The following is a 3,555-nucleotide window of genomic DNA, read 5'->3' on the forward strand; positions in this document are numbered from 1 at the left end:
CTGTCCGTCACCGAACAACTCGACGCCCGCGCCATGCGCGCCGTGCGCGGCGGCTTCGTCCCCTTCCTGCCCGTGTTCAGCGCGGTCAAGGTCGACTCCACCTTCAACGCCTCGCAACTGATCGGCCAGACCCAGAACGTGGTCAACATGAACGGCAACAACGCGGCTTTCGTCGACGGCATCCGCTCGCATGTCGACAGCACGCAGAACGCCACCAACAACATCTACCGCTAAGCCAGTCCCGGCCCACGCGCACACACTCTCACCGAACCCAGGAGCACCGCCATGACTACCACCCTCGCCATCAAGGACCTGTCGGTCACCGAACAACTCGATGCCCGCGCCATGCGCGCGGTGCGCGGCGGCACGGTCTTCCTGCCCGTCCTGCCCGTGTTCAGCGCGGTCAAGATCGACTCGACCTTCAACGCCTCGCAGCTGATCGGCCAGACCCAGAGCGTCACCAACATGAACGGCAACAACGCCGCCTTCGTCGATGGCATCCGCTCGCACGTCGACAGCACCCAGAACGCCGCCAACAACATCTATCGCTGATGCCGCCGCGTCCCGCCCGCCATGCCGGGCGGGACGCGCGCAAGGCGTTTCGCGCCGCCGCCGGGCAAGGCCGCCAGCCTGCAATTTCGGGTTGGATCGCGCCGCGGGCGGATACACAATGAATGCACAGCGTATGGCGAGACCAGCCTGGTTCCTCGCGGGAGACGATCGTGCCTTGCTTGCTTACTCCGTTCGTCGCGCGCGCCGCGCGCGCCACCCTGCCGACGGCGCTGGGGCTGGTACTGGCGCTGGCCGGCTGCGCCGATTTCCGCCCGCCCGTGTACCAGCGCCCCGACACCCCGGCCAAGCCCGAATGGTCGCGCCAGGGCGCGATCACGGTGTCGCCGGCGGACACCATCGTGCCGAACTGGTGGCAGGCCTTCCGCGATCCGTATCTCGACGGCCTGGTCGACAAGGCCATCGCCGGCAACTACGACATCAAGGTGCTGGCCGCGCGCATCAAGGTGGCGGGCGCGCAGATCGCCGAAGTCAGGGCGGGCGCGCTGCCGGTCTTCGACGTGGGCGCCGGCGTGAGTTTCGACAAGACCACCGGGCAGTCGCTGAGCCGGACCTACAACCTCGGCACCCAGGTCAACTGGGACATCGACATCTGGGGCAAGGTCGAGAAGGGCGTGCAGGCCCAGAAGGCGGAGTTCAACGCCACCGAGGCGGACTGGCGTGCGGGCTACCTCACCCTGGTGTCGGCCGTGTCGACCACCTATTTCCAGATCCTGCAGTTCGACGAGCAGAGCGAGCAGCAGGCGCGCACGCTGGCCCGCAACAAGCAGATACTCGTCACCTACCAGGCCATGTTCCAGAACGGCCTGATTCCCCAGGTCCGCGTGATGCAGCAGCAGGCCGAGATCAACCGCCTGACCAAGGACCTGCTGGAGCTGCGCCGCGGGCGCGATCTCTCCGAGAACGCGCTGGGCACGCTGGTGGGCGTGCCGGCGGGCGTGTTCAAGGTGCCGGCCGGGCGCCTGCAGGAGCGCGTGCAGCTGCCGCCGGTGCCGGCCGGGCTGCCGTCGCAGCTGCTGTCGCGCCGCCCGGACATCGTGGCGGCGGAGTACCGCGTGCTCGAGTCGTACAATCTGGTCGGCCAGGCGCGGCTGGCGCAGCTGCCCAGCCTGAGCCTCACGGGGCGCGGCGGCACCTCCAGCTTCGCGCTGACCGACCTGCTCAAGTCCTTCACCTTCGGCTTCATGCCGAGCATCAACCTGCCGATGCTGGACCCGGGCGTGCGCGCCCGCGTGAAGACCTCCGAGGCGCAGACCAAGGTGGCCGAGAGCGAATACGGCCGCACCGTCATCACCGCGTTCGAGGAAGTGGAGAATGCGCTGGTCAACGTGGAGGCGCACAGGAAGCAGCGCGTGGAACTGCAGCAGCAGGTGGCGCAGTTGCGGGTGGTCTCGGCGCAGATCGAGGCGCAGCTCAAGGAGGGCGTGGTGTCGCAGCTCGACGTGTTCGAGGCCGAGCGCTCGCTGCTCGGCGCGCAGCTCGAGTTGTTGGCCAATCACCAACAGATCCTCGCCGACACTGTCACCCTCTACAAGGCGCTCGGCGGCGGGTGGCCCAGCGTGGCCGTGGCCAACGCGCCCGGCGACGGACCGCGGCAGGTGTCGCAGCAGGACGCGAAATAGCCGCGCTGCGCGCGCGGCCGCGCGATTGACTACCGGCGGGCCTGGCCTACTATGTCCTTGTCAGCACGTTCCCGGCGCGGCGGCCTGCGGGCCCGCCCCGCCGCCATGAAAAATGGCTTGCCGCCGGCGCACGCGCATGGCCCAAGCGCTGTTGGTGGTAGCGAAACATGGCTTCAGACCAGGCTCTGATCGACGAGGCGCGGGCGGCGGCGGGGCAGGGCGCGGCGCCTTCGCCGGGGCTGGCGCCGCGGCTCGACATCGTGCTCGCGCCTGTCACGCATCCTGCCCTCGGCGAGATCCGCATCGAGGAGAGCCTGTTTGCCGTGGGGCGCGCCGAGGCGCCTTTCGCCGCCTATCCCGCCGAGGTGGCGGCCGTGCTGTCGCGCCGGCATGCGCGCATCTTCAGCGAGGACGGCGCGGCCTACATCGCCGACCTCGGCAGCAAGAACGGCACCACGCTCAACGGCGCGGCCGTGGCGCAGCAGCCGGCGCGCCTGCGCGACGGCGACGAGCTGCGCTTCGGCAGCGCGCTGGCCTACCGCGTGCGCCTGTGCCCGCGCGCGCCGGCGCCGCCGGCCGCACACCCGCCGGTGGTGCTGACGCTGACGCCGGAACGCGGCGACCTCGGCCTGCAGCCGATCGAGATCACCGGCTTTCCGTTCCTCGCCAGCAAGGCCGACAAGACTTTCGCGCGCTACCGCGACGCCTATCCGCACCAGGTGAACTACGTCTCGCGCCGGCACGCGCACATTTTCCTCAAGGGCGGGCAGCCCTTCGTCGAAGACCTGGGCAGCACCAACGGCACCTTCGTCAACGGTACGCGCGTGGAGGACCATGCGGTGGCGCTGGCCGAGCACGACCTGCTGGCGTTCGGTGGCAACCATTTCGCCTACCGCGTCGGCATGCGGGCCGAGCCCGCGCAGGATGCGACCGTCACCAGCTCGGCCTTGCCGCAGCCGCCAGAAGCCAGCGCCGCGCCGCCGGCCGCCGAGGTGCCGCCGCCGGTTGCCGCCGCGCCGGCGCAGGACCCCGACAAGACCACCTTCGTGGCGGCGCCGGGATCGTTCCTCGACATCTTCTGCGTCGACTACGCCGCGCAGCAGGAAGACGAGGTCAACCAGGAGGCCGTGGCGCCGGCGCAGGGCGCCGCCGCCGACAAGCCGCAGGCGCAGGGCAAGTACGCGCTGGTCATGGCGCGGCTGGCGGCCGGTTTCGGCGCCAGCGAGCGCGCGCAGCTCAGGCGCGCGGCGCGCTGGGGCGCGGCGGCGGCGCTGGCAGGGGTGGCGCTGCTGCTGGTGCTCTATTTCCGCGGCGCGCCCGAGCGCGAGATGAAGGCGCTCATGGCGGGCGGCGATTTCCCGCG

At 70.4% G+C, this 3,555-nt stretch carries 4 protein-coding genes; all 4 read left to right on the plus strand.

The window, feature by feature from the left end:
- Window positions 1–234, plus strand: a 234-nt coding sequence (locus K206_RS44060; RefSeq protein WP_020206893.1) for a hypothetical protein, incomplete at its 5' end; no start/stop codon positions are given.
- Window positions 235–285: 51 nt separating this feature from the next.
- Window positions 286–552: a hypothetical protein gene (locus K206_RS0134850; protein WP_020206894.1), complete on the plus strand. Its 267-nt coding sequence runs from the start codon at window positions 286–288 to the stop codon at window positions 550–552.
- Window positions 553–674: 122 nt separating this feature from the next.
- A complete protein-coding gene (locus K206_RS0134855; RefSeq protein ID WP_029044429.1) occupies window positions 675–2,192 on the plus strand; it encodes an efflux transporter outer membrane subunit in 1,518 nt (505 codons plus the stop codon).
- Window positions 2,193–2,359: 167 nt separating this feature from the next.
- On the plus strand, window positions 2,360–3,555 hold a 1,196-nt coding region (locus tag K206_RS0134860), incomplete at its 3' end, for an FHA domain-containing protein (RefSeq protein ID WP_020206896.1).

It is taken from the genome of Cupriavidus sp. WS, assembly GCF_000395345.1.
GTDB lineage: Bacteria > Pseudomonadota > Gammaproteobacteria > Burkholderiales > Burkholderiaceae > Cupriavidus > Cupriavidus basilensis_B.